This is a genomic window from Halomonas sp. AOP7-B1-5 (genome assembly GCF_052353045.1).
Taxonomy (GTDB): Bacteria; Pseudomonadota; Gammaproteobacteria; order Pseudomonadales; family Halomonadaceae; genus Vreelandella; species Vreelandella colorata.
This window is the reverse complement of sequence record NZ_JBQTDC010000027.1, coordinates 46968-62540: the sequence shown is the minus strand read 5'-3', so window position 1 is coordinate 62540 and position 15573 is coordinate 46968. Positions and strand designations below refer to the sequence as shown.

Below are 15573 nucleotides of genomic sequence, written 5' to 3'. Positions count from 1 at the left end.
TGCGCTATTATTTTTACATCTATGAATGGCTAGCTTTATTCATAGATGTAAAAAAGATATAAAGATTAGATGTAAAAAACCATTAGACATAAAAAAGCCCCGGCATATGCCAGGGCTTTTATGAACTAACAATAACTAATTAGTTATTGTTGGCTTCGAGATTGTCGCCTGCATCGCGATCAAACTCTTCAGCCTCTTCAAGAGCTTCTTGTGATGCATTTACGCGAATTTCATATTCGTCGTTATCAGCATTTTGTGTCAGTTCGAGTGAATCCCACTCAATGGCCACATCTTTTTCACCCATACCAAGGAAGCCGCCAACAGCTACAATTACAGCTTCAATCTGGCCATCTTCATTGATAATGAGATCGTTGATGGTGCCGATGTTTTCATCGTCTTCGACGCTACTTTGAACATCGTTACCCGTGAGAGAGTCTGAATAAAAAGTGCCTGCCGGCGCGGTGGTCATGTAAGTCGCTTCAGCAGTTGAAGTGGCAGTAGCGGTATTTTCTTCAGCGCTCGCGGTACCAGCTGCCAGCATGAAGGCCGGAACCATTAGGGTACCAATAAAAGCGGATTTGATCATTTTCATTACTCTTGCTCCTTGCACTTGTATGAAGGCGTAACGTTTCTACGTTGGTGCCTCAATCAATTAATAGCGGCTGATAGTTCATGAATGACATTGGCCTAAACCAATGTGATGCTTCTTTGTGACTGATCATTTTGTGATTAGTCATCACTCCCTGAAGCTTACATTCTTACGTAACATCCTTATTACGTTTTTAGCCAACTATTACTCCTAAAATAAAATTGCGAATCGCTACGGGGATAGTTATCGCTGCCAAGCGCCTCACTGCGCTAAGACACTTATTACTGTAGACGCTATGGCCAGCATTTCAATGATTTTGTTAAAAACTTTTGTTAAGGCTTCTATAAATATCAAACGGTAAACGCTTAAGGCGGATGATTAAACGGGGGGAGTAAAGCAGTAATCAATTCACGATTAGGTCAGTGCCTGGCGAAGGTTCACCGGACACTGTAACCGGTGATTAGCGGGCAGGATCCAGCACTCCTCCGAGCGAAGCATTGCGCCTGAACCAGCCGGCAATGCTCGACCTAGGGTGATGGGTCGGCATCACTTCGTGAGGGATCGTCTCGGATAAGAAGCACGCGAAGGTTCCTGCTTCAGGAATCACGCGGGCCACTTCCTGGCTGGGGTCGCCGGGGTGGTAAATGACCATTTCACCACCGCCATTATTTGGCCAGTGAGGGTTTAGATAACCTACGGTTGAAATGACGCGATTAGCGCGGCCGCGAAAGCTATCCAGGTGACGCTGATAAAAAGCGCCCGGCGGGTAGTGAGCAAAATGGGCTTCATACTCAAATAGCCCCAGAAATAGCGCCTGATTGAGTAGCTGTTGAAGCTCACCCATGGCGTTCAGGTAGTGGCGTTGAGCCTCACTTTCACGATCAAGCCAGTGAATGGCATCGCCACGAATATCCTTGCGCAGGTGGTGTTGCCGACCACGCCCGACCCCAGCGTCCTCAAGCGCATCATGCTCCGCCATATGCGAAAGCTCACGGTGCAGAGCCTGGCAAAGCTCCAGATTGATAACGTTCTGGCCCACGTACCAGCCTTGTTCTACCAGGGCATCCACGATTGCCCCTTGGGCGGGGGGGGTAAACACAGGCGATGTGGTCGAGTTAAAAGACATCATTTGCGGATACTCTTGGGCGTATCTGAATGAAGGCCCGTTGATTGAGGAAGCCGGCTTTTACGTTCCGGGTAATGCCGCAGCGCCCCTGTGGGTTGCTGATATAAATCGATGGACATACCAAACCCTTCCGCCAGTAACTCCACCAGCATCATCGCGGAAAGCCCCCAGATGATATAGCCATCGACATGGTAACAAGGCACATAATGCGGCACGCCATCGACGGGGATAACATCGGTATGGGTGCGCCGGTCTTCTAGAAAATGGCTAAGCGGCACCTCAAAAATAGCGTCTAGTTCGCCTGGGTCGGCTACCAGCGGTAAATCGGGAGGGATAATGCCCACCCAGGGGGTTACCCGCAGGCCGTGTAGTGAAATAACATCCGATAAGCGTCCTAGTGGCTCCACCACGGCAGGATCGAGTGCGATCTCTTCTTGCGCTTCGCGCAGCGCCGTGGCGTAAAGGTCTTTATCTTCCGGCTCACGCTTGCCGCCTGGAAATGCGACTTGGCCACTGTGAGTGGTTAAGTGGCTCGCCCGGCGGGTAAAGAGTAGCGTGGGTGATGGGCGATCAACCACGGGTAGCAATACCGCCGCTTCAGGCATCGTAAATTGATCCAGCCGTTGCGGGGTGAGCTGTTGCAGATTTTTGCGTAGATTCTCTAACATGAGGTATCCAATCACTTTGTCTCTTTTTACCCAGCAGTGGTCATACGCGTCAAGCACGCGGTAATCTTTGCTATTTAGCCGTAGGAACACACCATGAATTTTTGCAGCCAGTGCGGTGAGAAAGTACGTTTTGCCGTTCCCGAAGGCGATGACCGGTCACGCTATCTATGTGATGCCTGCGGTACTATCCATTATCAAAATCCGCGTATTGTGGCGGGTACACTGCCGGTTAGTGGCTCCAAGGTACTGCTCTGTAAGCGTGCTATTGCGCCGCGTAAAGGCTACTGGACACTGCCCGCTGGCTATATGGAAAATGCCGAAACCACCCAGCAGGCAGCTATTCGCGAAACCCATGAAGAAGCTAATGCTGAGGTGACGTTGGCAGACCTCTATACGCTAATTGATCTGCCGCACATTAATCAGGTTTACATGATTTTTCGCGCTGAACTGGTGGGTGGCTTTAGCGCAGGCGTTGAAAGCCTGGAAGTCGCCCTGTTTGATGAGCACGAAATTCCCTGGGAAGAACTTGCCTTCCCCACCATTGAACGTACGCTGCGCCACTTTTACCACGACCGGCCTTTGGGGCACTTTCCGCTTCACAGTAGCACTATCACCCCGGAAGACCGTGAACGCTACTTTGGCAGCGCCTGAGTGCTAACGACGAAGATTCGCTAAAGATCGTCGAGTTGCCAGACATCGTAAGCAACTTCTTCATATGGGTGGGCGAGCTTCAAAGCGGCAATGGCGGCGTGGATGCACGAATCTTTACACACCAGCTCCACTTTAAGCTCTTCAACGTATTCAAGCTTACCCACCTCGCCAATATGCGGGTGGGCGCCTTCAATCGGACGAAATTGGCCGCGGCCCTGGGTTTGAAAGCAGCAGGCCTCATAATGACCTATTCGCCCGGCGCCGGTTTCAAAAACCGCTTCTTTAACGCTTTCGGCATCGTCGACAGGGACAAAAAACGCTAGCTTGTACATGCCGTCACTCCTGTTAACAATGGGCTAAATATAACCATGAACTAGATAGCATCATAGCGGATAGACGGCTTATGGTCGTGCCGGTGGCGTTGAGGGGAGCGCGCTGCTTGTTGTGTAGGGTTGGTCAATAGAGCAATCGGTAGGTTCGTCAATGGGGTTGTAAACACGAGCGGGAAACCAATCAATGGATAAATTTGAGGTAAAGCTGGATCAGGCGGCAAGAGCGGCCTGGATGTCATACGTTGGCGGTCTAACCCAGGACGAGATTGCAAGTCAGTTAGGCGTCTCACGGCCTGGCGTGCAGCGTCTTTTAGCGCTGGCGCGCCAGGAAGGCCTGGTCAAGGTACATATTGATCATCCCATTACAACGTGCATGGCGTTGGGCCGAACGCTGCGTGACCACTTTGGGCTGACGTTTTGTGATGTTGTGCCTGCCGAAAAAAACGCCCCAGATAGCGCCACGTATTACCTGGGCGTTGCCGGAGCCGAGCGCATCGGCAAGCTGGTTGAGCGCAGCCAACCGCTTACCCTTTCGCTTGGCAGCGGGCGCTCTGTGCGTGCGGCGGTCGAGGCGCTTGACCGTATGGAGCGGCCCCAGCACCGCTTTGTGTCGCTGGTGGGAAATGTAGCTCGGGACGGCTCGGCTAACCGTTACGACGCGGTGATGCTATTGGCGGATAAAACCGGCGGTGAGCGGTTTTTACTGCCGGCGCCGGTGGTGGCCGAATCGCTTGCGGAAAAAAATGCGATGCTGTCGCAGCGCCTGTTTCAAGCCATTGCCACGGTAACGAAAGAGGCCGAAGCGGCGTTTATTGGCGTCGGGCGGATCGATCGCCGGGCCACGCTTTTTCAGGACCACTTTATCAGTGAGCGCGAGCTTGATGAGCTACTGGGGCTGGAAGCAGTGGGGGAACTGCTCGGTTGGCCGTTAAATAGCCGGGGCGAGGTGATCGATTGCTCGATTACTCGGCGCGTTACCAGCCTGCCGCTAGCGCAATTCGGTAAGCAGATGATAGTGGCGATTGCGGGAGGATACGCTAAGGCCCCCGGTATTCACGCAGCCCTCCAGGGCGGTTGGTTAAAAGGGCTGATTACGGACGAAATAGCTGCCCAAAACATTGTCGAGCGGCTCTAGCGCACTCCTGAAGCGGGCCACTTACAAGGCGAGTAAGCGTAAAGTCTAAGCCATTGAGCTTTGATTTTTTTTGGTTTAAGTACGATCATTTGTTCGAAACGTGATCAAAATGATCAGGCGATAATAATGCCAATACTTGCCGAAGGAGAGCTTTATGCGACTCGCGCGTCACTTGCCTGTGACCACCTTAGCGGCAGCCATTGCGATGGCTGGCCATGCTCAGGCCCAAACAGAAATCACCGTAGCCACCGTTAATAACAACGATATGGTGATCATGCAGAGCTTGACCGATGCGTTTGAAGAGGCGCATCCGGATATCACGCTGGACTGGGTAGTACTGGAAGAAAACGTCCTGCGTCAGCGCATGACCACCGATATTGCCACCGGGGGCGGCCAGTTTGATGTGATGACCATCGGCGCTTATGAAGCACCGATCTGGGCGGAGCGCGAGTGGCTTGAGCCCCTGGATGACCTGCCTGACGAGTACGCTGTCGACGACTTGTTGACGTCCGTACGCGATGGGTTAAGCCTTGATGGCACCCCGTATGCGCTGCCGTTTTATGCGGAAAGCTCGATGATGTACTACCGCAAGGACCTCTTCGAGGAAGCCGGTATTGAAATGCCCGAACAGCCGACCTGGAGCGAGGTGCGCGACTGGGCCGAGCAGCTCCACGGTGCGCAGGAAGGGGTGGCGGGTATCTGCCTGCGTGGCAAGCCCGGCTGGGGTGAAAACATGGCCTTCGTCACCACGCTGGTAAACACTTACGGTGGGCGTTGGTTTGATGAAGAGTGGAACCCCGAGCTCAACTCTGAACCCTGGATGAATGCCATCGAGTTCTATGTGGATCTGCTGGGCAACTACGGCCCGCCCGGCGCCAGCTCCAACGGTTTTAATGAAAACCTGGCGCTATTCTCACGCGGAAACTGTGCGATGTGGGTAGACGCTACCTCCGCGGCGGGAACGCTTTATGATGGTGACGAGTCCAGCGTTGCCGACAACCTTGGTTTTGCCCCAGCACCGGTGGCACAAACACCCAAAGGCTCGCACTGGCTATGGACCTGGGCGCTGGCGATTCCTGCCTCTTCCGAGCATAAAGATGCCGCTAAGCAGTTCATAACCTGGGCGACATCGCAGGAATACATTGAGCTGGTCGGTGAAACCCATGGCTGGACCAATGTACCGCCGGGTACTCGCGAATCCACCTACGCCAATGAGCAGTACACGCAAGCCGCGCCTTTCGCTGATTTTGTGCTGAGCGCGATTCAAAATGCCGACCCGACCGATTCCACGCTAGAGCCGAGTCCTTATACCGGCGTGCAAATTGTCAATATCCCCGAGTTCCAGGCAATTGGTACCCAGGTAGGCCAGAGCATTGCCGCGGCGTTAACCGGCGACACCACGGTTGAGCAAGCGCTAAACAGTGCCCAGCGCGCCACCGAGCGCACTATGCAGCGAGCGGGTTACAACGACTGATAAGTAAAAGCGCCTACCCGCTACGCGGGTAGGCGTGATGTGACGGTTTCTCGTTGTTTTTATCGCGCAGGTATTCCCATGACTAGAACACGTGCTTCTGGCCGCACGGTCGGCGGGCTTAGAACGTTATCGCTTCAAGCCCCCGCTGTAACGTTGCTGCTGCTATGGATGATCATACCGTTAGGCATGACGATATGGTTCTCTTTCCAGTACTACAACCTGCTGATGCCCGGCATGAGCGGCTTCGCAGGCGTTGAAAACTACGAGTATCTGCTAACCGACCCCGCACTTTGGAAGGCAATGGGCAATACCTTGCTGCTGGTAGGCTGGGTATTGGCGATTACCGTAGTGGGCGGCACGCTGTTGGCCGTCTTGTTCCAGCAGGACTTTGCCGGGCGCGGGACTGCCCGAGTGCTGGCAATTTCCCCCTTTTTTGTGATGCCCACCGTGAGCGCACTGGTGTGGAAAAACATGATGATGCACCCCTCTAACGGGGTGTTGGCATGGTTGGCAAATTCACTGGGTTTGCCTGCCGTTGATTGGTTTTCAGCGCTCCCGTTAACCTCCATCGTAATCATTGTGGCGTGGCAGTGGCTGCCCTTTGCGTTGTTGATTCTGCTCACCGCCATGCAGTCGCTGGACGAAGACCAGGTGGAAGCCGCACGAATGGACGGTGCCGGGCCTATCGCGATCTTCTTCTTTATCACGCTGCCCCATTTAAAGCGGGCAATCAGCGTGGTGATCATGATTGAAATGATCTTCCTGCTGACCATTTTTGCCGAAATTTTTGTGACCACTTCGGGCGGACCTGGACTTGCGACCACGAATTTGGCCTATCTAATCTACATGCGGGCACTACTTGATTTTGATGTGGGTGTCGCCTCAGCCGGTGGGGTGATCGCGATTATCCTGGCCAACATTGTGGCGATTTTCCTGGTGCGAATGGTTGCCAAAAACCTGGAAGACTAGCGAGCGCCCTGGGCACTTGGAGAATACAAATGACACTACTACGTTCCAATACGCCAGCGCAGGCCATTTCCAGTACGAGTGCCAGCGCGGGCCGTGGGTCAGCCGGCATGAAAACGCTGTTGATCACCGTGCTGGGCTGGACGGTTGCTCTGGTGATTTTCTTTCCGATTCTATGGATGGTGCTGACCGGTTTTAAAACCGAAGCCGCCGCGATTGCCGACCCAAGCTTTATTTTTTCGCCCACGCTTGAAAGCTATGAAGCCGTTCAGGCGCGTTCAGGCTATGCGCGCTTTGCGCTCAACAGTGTCGCCGTCGCGTTTGGCTCGACTTTTCTGGCGCTATTGATTGCCATTCCTTCTGCCTACTCCATGGCGTTTTTACCCACCAGACGCACCAAGGGTACGTTGCTGTGGATGCTCTCCACCAAGATGTTGCCACCCGTGGGCGTGCTGGTGCCGATTTACCTGATTTTCCGTGATGTCGGATTACTCGATACGCGCACCGGGCTGATCATTATTTACACCTTAATGAACCTGCCTATCGTGGTGTGGATGCTCTACACCTTTTTCAAGGATATGCCCAAGGACATCCTGGAAGCCGGGCGTATGGACGGAGCGTCGACCCTGCAGGAAGTGTTCTTTTTGCTCTTGCCGCTCACTCTGCCCGGCATCGCATCTACCGGGCTGCTGTCAGTGATCTTGAGTTGGAACGAAGCGTTTTGGAGCCTCAATCTCACGTCTTCCAAGGCCGCACCGTTAACTGCGTACATCGCCTCATTTTCAAGTCCTGAAGGACTTTTCTGGGCCAAGCTCTCGGCGGCTTCCACCATGGCCATTGCCCCCATCCTTATTCTTGGCTGGATGACCCAAAAACAAATGGTACGTGGCCTGACCTTTGGCGCCGTCAAGTAAAGGAGTTCTGCATGGCAACCTTACAACTTAACAATATTACTAAGCGCTTTGGCGACACCTCGGTACTCAAGGGCATCGATCTTGACGTGAATGATCAGGAGTTTGTGGTCTTTGTCGGGCCTTCGGGGTGCGGTAAATCAACGCTAATGCGTATTATCGCGGGGCTGGAAAGCGCCACCGACGGTGACATTGTGATTGATGGCCAGCGCATGAACGAGGTCGGCCCGGCCGACCGCGGCCTGGCCATGGTGTTTCAAAGCTACGCCCTGTATCCGCACATGACCGTGGAAGGCAACATGGGCTTTAGTATGCGCCTGGCCGGCGTGCCTAAAGAGGAGCGCCGCGCCAAGGTGCTGGAAGCGGCCAAAGTGCTCCAGCTTGAGCCGCTGCTGGATCGTAAGCCCAAAGCGCTTTCCGGTGGCCAGCGCCAGCGGGTTGCCATTGGCCGGGCGATAGTGCGCAATCCGAGTATTTTCCTGTTTGATGAGCCGCTCTCCAATCTGGATGCCGCGCTGCGCGTGCAGATGCGTATCGAGCTTGCCCGCCTGCACGACAAGCTCAATGCCACCATGATCTACGTCACCCACGACCAGATCGAAGCCATGACCATGGCCGACAAGATTGTCGTGCTGCATGACGGCGTGGTTGAGCAGGTAGGCTCACCCATGGCGCTCTATCATCACCCGGCTAACCGCTTTGTAGCGGGCTTTATCGGCTCGCCCAAGATGAATTTCTTTAATGTCGACTTGTTAAGCGTATCGCCTGAGGGTGTCCACGTTCGCTTGCCTGGTGGAGGAGAGTGCACAGTGCCCGCCGATGGTCAGACCCTTGAGCAGCACGCAACGCTAGAACTGGGTGTCCGGCCAGAACACCTGGTGCTGGATGAGGCGGGCGCGTTAAGCGGTCAAATTGAAGTGCTTGAACGTCTGGGCGGGCAAACATCGCTGTATGTGCGTATGGGGGAACTGCTGGTAACCCTGATGGCCGATGGCGATGTGGGCTACCGGGTGCATGAAACCGTGCGCTTTAGCTTCGCCCCGGAGCGCGCGCATCTGTTTGATAGCGACGGCCGTGCGCTGACAAGCCTTACCCAGCATCCGTTGGCAGGGCTGACCCGTCAGGATAACCGTACCCCAGGTGCCGCCGAGGCCCCGGTATGAAGGTGGTTATTTTTGATTGCGATGGCGTGCTGGTAGATAGCGAAGCGCTGGCGGAAGGCGTGCTGGAAGAGTATCTCGGCCAGTGGCTGCCGGATGTAAACGTTGCCGAGCGGTTAAGCCAGGCGCTGGGGATGACCACGGGCGATATCCTTAAATATCTTGAGCAGCACAGCGCGTATACGTTACCTGATAATGCCACCGAACTGATGGATACGGCTATCGAGGAGCGCTTGGCGCGCGAGCTTAATCCCATGGCGGGCGCCTATGACGCCGTGCTTGCGATTCCCCTGGCCAAGGCAGTGGTGTCCAACAGCCGCCGCAAACGGGTAGTGGCATCGCTTTCCAGCACCCAGCTAGCCGATGCGTTTGGCAAGGGCACATCCATTTTTACCGCCGATCAGGTCGCTAACCCAAAGCCTGATCCAGCGCTTTATCTGCTCGCCGCCGCTGAGCTGGGTTGCCTACCCAGTGATTGCCTGGTGATAGAAGACAGCGTGGCCGGTGTTACCGCTGCCCGCGCCGCCGGTATGTGCGTGATTGGCTTTGTCGGCGCAAGCCATGTGGATGCCGAACAGCCTGGGCGACTTCAACAAGCGGGCGCCTGGCGCATTTTGGAGCATATGCAGGGGCTTGGCGCGCTGGTGAATGAGTGGCAGGTACGTGCCGCCAGCTGATCCGGTGGCTATCAGCATTCGATAATAGCGGGGCGGCAATGAAGCTAACCCATAAAGTGGCGATGGTTACCGGCGGCGCCGTCTTTTTAGCCAGTTCCTTACCAGGAGAGCGATGATGACCCAGCTTAATAATCACAATGTGGGCAAACTAGGCTCCCCCATTGGCACTCCCCTTTATGACCGGAGCACGATAACGCCGGGCATCGTGCATATTGGCGTGGGCGGTTTCCACCGTGCTCATCAGGCGATGTATCTTGATGCGTTGATGAATCAGGGGCTGGCGCTTGACTGGGGAATCGTCGGGGTTGGCGTCATGCCGGGTGATAGACGCATGCAGCAGGTGCTCGCCGCGCAGGATCATCTGTATACCCTGGTGGTCAAGCACCCTGGCGGCGAGTACGCGCCGCGGGTTATCGGTAGTATGGTGGATTACCTGTTTGCCCCGGAAGACCCCGAGGCGGTCATTGAGCAGATGGCCGACCCGGCGATTCGGATTGTGTCGCTCACCGTGACTGAAGGGGGCTACAACTTTCACTCGGTGACCGGCGAGTTCAATCTTGAAAACCCCCAGGTGCGCGATGACCTGGCCCACCCTGAAAAACCCTCGACCAGTTTTGGCTTGGTCGTTGAGGCGCTGGTACGCCGCCGCGAGCGTGGTATCGCGCCGTTTACCGTGATGTCGTGTGACAACATTCAAGGCAATGGCGATGTGGCCAAGCGCATGTTCACAGCCTACGCCCGCGCCCGTGATAGCCAACTGGGCGAGTGGCTTGCTGCAGAAGTCGCGTTTCCCAACGCCATGGTGGACCGCATCACGCCCGTTACCGCACAGGCGGATATCGACGAGCTGGCGCATCGCTTTGGTATTGAGGATGCCTGGCCCGTGGTGTGTGAGCCGTTTACCCAATGGGTGCTGGAAGACCATTTCCCGCTGGGCCGCCCGCCGGTTGAGCAGGTAGGCGTGCAGGTGGTTGAGGATGTCGAGCCTTATGAATTGATGAAGCTGCGGCTTTTAAATGCCAGCCATCAGGCGCTCACCTATTTTGGTTATTTAGCGGGCTATCGCTATGCCCACGAGGTTTGCCAGGATCCGCTATTTGTGGACTTTTTGCTGGGCTATATGCGCGAAGAGGGCTCGCCCACGCTGGCTCCGGTACCGGGCGTGGATCTGGAGACTTACCGCTTAACCCTGATTGAGCGTTTCGCCAATCCGGAAATCAAGGACACGTTGGCGCGGCTGTGTGCGGAAAGCTCAGACCGTATTCCCAAGTGGCTGGTGCCGGTGATTCATCACCAGCTGGCCCACGGTGGTGAGGTCAAGCGCAGTGCTGCGGTAGTGGCCAGCTGGGCACGCTACGCTGAAGGTATCGACGAGCAGGGCGAACCTATCGAAATAGTGGACCGCTTAAAAGACACGCTCACCGCGATTGCCGCCGAAAACCGTACCCGGCCGAGTACATTTATCGACAACCGTGAACTGTTTGGCGACTTAGCCGACCACCCGCGCTTTCATGAGGCCTATGTGCAAACGCTTAACTCGCTGCATAAGCTCGGCGCACGGGTTACGCTGCAAGCACTTGTGGCCTCCAAAGGAACGCTGTGATGTATATCGGAGTGGATTGCGGTACGCAAAGTACCAAGGTCGTGGTGGTTGATGTCGAACGGGGCGCAATTCTTGGCGAGGCAAGCCGGCCACACCGGCTGGATGAGGGCGAAAACGGGCGGCGCGAACAGGCGCCGTCTGAATGGCTTGCTGCTTTAAAAGGGGCTTTTTTTAGCGCCCTGGAGCGCGCAGGGATAAGCGCCGAGCAGGTGCGGGGTATCGGCGTTTCCGGCCAGCAGCACGGCATGGTGGCACTCGATGCTGACGGCGCGCCGGTCTATCCCGCCAAGCTTTGGTGCGATACCGAAACCAGTGTGCAGAACAGTGAGCTTGTTGCCCGCTTGGGCGGCGAGGCTGGCTGCCTGGAAAAGCTCGGCCTTGTACTGCAAACCGGCTATACCGCCTCCAAAATCGCTTGGCTACGAGAACATCAGCCGGATGCCTATCGGCGCATCGATAGCTTGTTATTGCCCCACGACTACCTGAATTTTTGGCTGACCGGCGAGCGCGTGACCGAAGCGGGCGACGCTTCAGGTACCGGCTATTTTGATACCCGAACGCGGCGCTGGCAGTTAGATGTATTCGCGGAGATAGCCCCGGAACTTGATCCGCAGCGCGTACTGCCGCGGCTGTTGGAAGCCCATGAGCCTGCCGGGGTTGTGCGCCCGCTTGCCGCCCGCGAGCTAGGGCTTGGCGATGACGTGGTAGTGTCCTCCGGAGGTGGCGATAATATGCTGGGCGCCATAGGCACCGGCAATATCACCCCAGGGCTAATAACGCTAAGCCTGGGGACGTCCGGTACTGTATGCGCCTACTCGCCTGAGCCGGTTATCTGCGATAACGCTATGGTGGCGAACTTTTGCTCGAGCACCGGTGGCTGGCTGCCACTTATTTGCACCATGAACGTTACCTCGGCGACTACCCGGATACGCGAACTATTTGGTTTGGATCTGGCCGCGTTTAGCGAGCAGGTAGCCAGCGCCCCGGTGGGCGCTGAAGGGGTTACCGTGCTGCCATTTTTCAACGGCGAACGCGTGCCAATGCTGCCGGAAGCCTCGGCGGATTTTCTGGGCTTGACCAGTTTAAATACCACCCAGGAAAACCTTTGCCGCGCGGTGGTGGAAGGGGCAACGTTTGGGCTGCGCTATGGGCTTGAACTGCTGGGTGATTTAACGGCGGGCGCGAGCCAGATTCGTCTGATCGGCGGTGGTGCCAATAGCCCAATATGGCGGCAAATGGTGGCCGATATTACTGGCACCGAAGTGATTTGCCCTGAGATTACCGACGCCGCTGCATTAGGCGCGGCGATTCAGGCCGCCTGGTGTGATCAGCGTTCTCAGGGCGTTACCCTGGAATCGTTGTGTCAGCGTATGGTTCACCTTGATGCCCAATCGCTTGCCGAGCCCAACCTGGCCCGCGTTGAAGCCTATCAGGATGTTTATACTCGCTACACCCAGGCGCTGAAGCAGCGCCACCAAGGCGTATAGCTTTCATTCTTTAAGACGCTCAGTCTTTCAGGTACTCAGTCTTTCAGGCGCTCAGGCATTCAGAGCATCGACGCACGCAGGGAGTAACAGGCACACTGGGAAGCCCAGCTACCCAGCGGAGATGTTCATGAATGCCACCCTGCGTGAACTACTTGAAGCCCAGGCAATACGACCTACCGGCCAGCTAAGGCCTCTCAGCGGCGGGGATAGCGCTGCGGTGTATGCGCTTGAAACTTCCCAGGGTCAAGTGATTGTCAAGCATGACAAGGCCGAGCGGCTGCGCGGTGAGGCTGAAGGGTTATGCGCTCTTAAAGGGGCGTGTAAAACGCTTATCGTCCCCGAGGTATTAGGCCTGTATGAAGAGTGGCTGCTACTTGAATCACTGCCTACTCAACCCAGTGAACCCGCCAGCGATAGCGTGTTGGGGGAAGGTCTGCGTGAGCTGCATAGCGCTATCGGTGAAGCCCATGGTTGGCATCAGGATAATGCTTGCGGGCGAACGCCACAGCCCAATGCGCCGCTTAAGGATGGGCGTGCTTTTCAACGTGAACGGCGTCTGTTGCCGCTTAGTGATGCCTGCTTTCAGCACGGTTTGATTGAGCAGGCACTACGCACACGTATCGAGCATATCGCCTTCCAGCTTGAAGATTGGCTGCCAGGCACACCTGCAAGCCTTCTGCATGGAGACTTATGGTCTGGCAATGTGCTAGTCACAACACGTGGCCCTGCCGTGATCGACCCTGCTGTTTACCGCCATTATCCAGAGGTCGACTTAGCTATGCTGACGCTGTTTGGTTCCCCGGGAAGGGCGTTTTTTGATGCCTATTGGGAAGGGGACGCCCCGGCTGATTGGCCAAGGCGAGAAGCGCTTTTTCAGCTGTATCCATTGATTAATCATTTACTACTCTTTGGTGCTAGCTACCGCAGCGGAGTAGAGCGCTGCGTGGCAGTACTGGAGTCTTATTCAAGGTAAGCCAGCGGCTTAGCACCAACGCGCAGAATGATTGCAGAAAATCTTAAGCCTCAATAGCGCTAAAAAAGTGCCTTCATACGATGCTTTGGTCTAGGGTAAAGGGGGACGCCTTGACAATGCTGTGTACATACAATTAGGCAGACTTCAAGTCTAGCATACATACATGAATGTAACTATAATGCCATTCTTTATAAATGGCTTACTTGCAGCACCACCCTTCGTTGACACCTAGAGGCACTTCCATGCGACTGGCACACTGGGCAGTCAATGCCCCTTTACGACCCTTATTATTGGCTGTTCTTACCGCGTCTGTTGTGCTGCCCGCACAGGCGGCTGACCTTATCACCATTACCCGCGATGCATTGAGCAATAATGCTGCATTGAACTCGGCGCGCGCCCAGTATTCTGGTGTGGAAGCCGCGCGGGATGTCGCGCGTGGCGGGTTGCTGCCCCAGGTAAATGCATCAGGCAACGTGGTACATCACGAACAGTTTGAAAGCCAGTCGTCCGCCAGAGCTCCAGGAGCCGGAACCGACGCGGGAACCGGTGCAGGCGTGGGTGTCGGTGGTGGTGAAGACCGCTACAACAGCCTGTCGCTTACCTTGGAAGCCACCCAGATACTGTTTAACGAAGTCACGCGCCAGCAGGTAACCCAAGCCGAGCGCCAGATTGACCAGCAGGTGTATTTGCTGGCCGCGACTGAGCAGCAGTTACTGATTGATGTGGCGAGCGCTTATTTCGATATTCTGCGGGCCAACGAGGTGCTAGAAGCCAGGCAGGCTCAAGAGCGTGCTATCGGGCGCCAGTTAGAGCAGGCCAGCGAACAGTTTGAAGTGGGCTTGATTGCGATTACCGAAGTGGAAGAAGCGCGGGCAAGCTTTGACCAGTCGCGTGCCGATCGTATTGCGGCAGAAAGCAATCTTCAGGTGGCTTTTGAAGTACTTGAGCAGTTAACCGGCCAGCGTTATGCCGATATCGACTCGCTGGGCGATATGCCGGTTGGCGTACCCACCAACGACCGTGATTACTGGGTCGAGCAAGCCATCCAGCGTAACCCGCAAGTGCTTGCTCAGCAGGCGGGAATCGAAATTTCCCGTGTGGGTGTTGATATCGCTCGTGCTGGCCGTCTGCCGACCTTCCAGGCATTTGCTAACTACCAGCATGCCGACAGTGACCTTGATGCTGTCAGCGGCTATGACGCCTCAAGCCAGATTGGCGTATCTGCCAACCTGCCTATCTACACCGGCGGTAGTACCAGTGCGAGCATTCGCCAGGGGACTTACCAGCTAGAAAGCACGCAGTACGAGTTTGAGTCGCAGCGCCGCACCACCATCCAGCAGGTACGTTCGCTCTATACCCAGGTAAGTAACAACGTCGAAACGGTGGAAGCGCGTCAACAGGCCATTGTATCTACACAAAGTGCACTGGAAGCCACGCGGGCAGGCTATGAAGTCGGTACGCGTAATATTGTTGACGTATTAAATGCCGAGCAGAACTACTACAACGCTATCGCCAACTATGCGGAAGCCCGTTACGACTATGTGGTGAATCTTCTCTCACTGCGCCAGCAGTCAGGCCTGCTTGACGTACCGGCAATCGAAGAAGTTAACGCCTGGCTAACCGGCGAACAGGTAAGCTTTACCCTGCCCGATGGCGGTGAAGACAATTATCAGCGTGCCATGGATATTGGGGCTCCGCCCACTCCCGGTATGTAACAAATATTAATAGACATGGCTTCAGACTAGCGACCAAGCTTTATAAGTTTAGCGTCGCTTAAAAGCAGCGTGGCGCCGTTAGTCAACGTTTCGAAAGATCAAGGGA

At 55.4% G+C, this 15573-nt stretch carries 15 protein-coding genes; 11 read left to right on the top strand and 4 right to left on the bottom strand.

Annotated features, from left to right (window positions below):
- Window positions 1-139 precede the first annotated feature (139 nt).
- From ACT3XD_RS13690 to ACT3XD_RS13680, 3 genes are all read right to left on the bottom strand, one after another.
- Window positions 140-592, bottom strand: a complete 453-nt coding sequence (locus ACT3XD_RS13690; protein ID WP_192538483.1) for a PRC-barrel domain-containing protein — start codon at window positions 590-592, stop codon at window positions 140-142.
- A 457-nt stretch (window positions 593-1049) separates the two neighbouring features.
- Entirely contained in the window at window positions 1050-1718 is a 669-nt protein-coding gene (locus tag ACT3XD_RS13685) for a 2OG-Fe(II) oxygenase (RefSeq protein WP_192538481.1), read from the bottom strand.
- Entirely contained in the window at window positions 1715-2383 is a 669-nt protein-coding gene (locus ACT3XD_RS13680) for a CoA pyrophosphatase (protein ID WP_192538479.1), read from the bottom strand. Before ACT3XD_RS13680 ends, ACT3XD_RS13685 begins: the two co-directional genes overlap by 4 nt.
- 93 nt (window positions 2384-2476) lie before the next feature.
- On the opposite strand from ACT3XD_RS13680, the gene ACT3XD_RS13675 reads away from it, so the two are divergent.
- Window positions 2477-3034 carry an NUDIX hydrolase gene (locus ACT3XD_RS13675; RefSeq protein ID WP_192538477.1) on the top strand — a complete coding sequence of 186 codons (558 nt, stop codon included), beginning with the start codon at window positions 2477-2479 and terminating at the stop codon, window positions 3032-3034.
- Between the two features lie 20 nt (window positions 3035-3054).
- On the opposite strand, the gene ACT3XD_RS13670 is transcribed toward ACT3XD_RS13675, so the two are convergent.
- Window positions 3055-3366, bottom strand: coding sequence for an NIF3 1 (locus tag ACT3XD_RS13670; RefSeq protein WP_018918709.1), 312 nt, complete (start codon window positions 3364-3366; stop codon window positions 3055-3057).
- Window positions 3367-3550: 184 nt separating this feature from the next.
- Here ACT3XD_RS13670 and ACT3XD_RS13665 point away from each other — a divergent pair, with 184 nt between their 5' ends.
- From ACT3XD_RS13665 to ACT3XD_RS13620, 10 genes are all read left to right on the top strand, one after another.
- Window positions 3551-4501 (top strand): sugar-binding transcriptional regulator, encoded by a 951-nt coding sequence (locus ACT3XD_RS13665; protein ID WP_192538475.1) that lies wholly within the window; start codon window positions 3551-3553, stop codon window positions 4499-4501.
- Between the two features lie 154 nt (window positions 4502-4655).
- Window positions 4656-5975, top strand: a complete 1320-nt coding sequence (locus tag ACT3XD_RS13660) for an ABC transporter substrate-binding protein (protein ID WP_192538473.1) — start codon at window positions 4656-4658, stop codon at window positions 5973-5975.
- A gap of 78 nt (window positions 5976-6053) precedes the next feature.
- Window positions 6054-6944: a carbohydrate ABC transporter permease gene (locus ACT3XD_RS13655; protein ID WP_192538471.1), complete on the top strand. Its 891-nt coding sequence runs from the start codon at window positions 6054-6056 to the stop codon at window positions 6942-6944.
- Window positions 6945-6973: 29 nt separating this feature from the next.
- Entirely contained in the window at window positions 6974-7855 is an 882-nt protein-coding gene (locus ACT3XD_RS13650; protein WP_192538469.1) for a carbohydrate ABC transporter permease, read from the top strand.
- A gap of 11 nt (window positions 7856-7866) precedes the next feature.
- Window positions 7867-9015, top strand: coding sequence for an ABC transporter ATP-binding protein (locus ACT3XD_RS13645; protein WP_192538467.1), 1149 nt, complete (start codon window positions 7867-7869; stop codon window positions 9013-9015).
- Window positions 9012-9689 (top strand): HAD family hydrolase, encoded by a 678-nt coding sequence (locus ACT3XD_RS13640; protein ID WP_192538465.1) that lies wholly within the window; start codon window positions 9012-9014, stop codon window positions 9687-9689. The genes ACT3XD_RS13645 and ACT3XD_RS13640 overlap by 4 nt, the downstream gene beginning before the upstream one ends.
- Before the next feature lie 115 nt (window positions 9690-9804).
- A complete protein-coding gene (locus ACT3XD_RS13635) occupies window positions 9805-11292 on the top strand; it encodes a mannitol dehydrogenase family protein (RefSeq protein WP_192538463.1) in 1488 nt (495 codons plus the stop codon).
- Window positions 11292-12779 carry a xylulokinase gene (gene xylB / locus ACT3XD_RS13630; protein ID WP_192538461.1) on the top strand — a complete coding sequence of 496 codons (1488 nt, stop codon included), beginning with the start codon at window positions 11292-11294 and terminating at the stop codon, window positions 12777-12779. Before ACT3XD_RS13635 ends, xylB begins: the two co-directional genes overlap by 1 nt.
- Before the next feature lie 127 nt (window positions 12780-12906).
- Entirely contained in the window at window positions 12907-13752 is an 846-nt protein-coding gene (locus ACT3XD_RS13625) for a fructosamine kinase family protein (protein WP_192538459.1), read from the top strand.
- 242 nt (window positions 13753-13994) lie between these two features.
- Window positions 13995-15467, top strand: a complete 1473-nt coding sequence (locus tag ACT3XD_RS13620) for a TolC family outer membrane protein (RefSeq protein WP_192538457.1) — start codon at window positions 13995-13997, stop codon at window positions 15465-15467.
- Window positions 15468-15573: the final 106 nt, after the last annotated feature.